This window comes from Acinetobacter sp. ANC_7504 (assembly GCF_056779995.1).
The window spans coordinates 1-390 of sequence record NZ_JBWYIZ010000038.1 but is presented as its reverse complement, the minus strand read 5'-3'; the positions used below and the strand labels follow the sequence as shown (position 1 = coordinate 390).

The window sequence follows — 390 nt, the reverse complement described above, 5'->3', positions numbered from 1 at the left end:
AAGACTTAGACCAACAAGTCCAACAACTGCTACAACGCAGCCAATGGACGCCAAAACACAAGACAGACACCAACCAAGCAACCCACAAGGATCAAGAACGCCAAGCCAGCGAACTCATCCTACAACGACGCAACATCAAAACCGTACCCGAATACAACCCCTTACAACATCGACCCAGCACCCATCCGCAACGCGCCAAAGTGGTGGGACCTGCAGGAGAAGAAATCCATGTCGATGAATGGGGACGCATCAAAGTACGCTTCCTGTTTACCCGAGCAGAAGACCACCAATTTGATGGCGGTGCCGGCAGTAACAACAACGACACCGATTCAGCTTGGGTCGATGTACTGACCCCATGGGCAGGCGAAGGCTATGGCGCACGCTTCCTTC

Annotated in this window: 1 pseudogene; it reads left to right on the top strand. The window is 53.1% G+C overall.

Annotated features, from left to right (window positions below):
* A pseudogene (locus AC1M9F_RS14515) lies at positions 1–390 on the top strand (type VI secretion system tip protein VgrG); the annotation flags it as partial.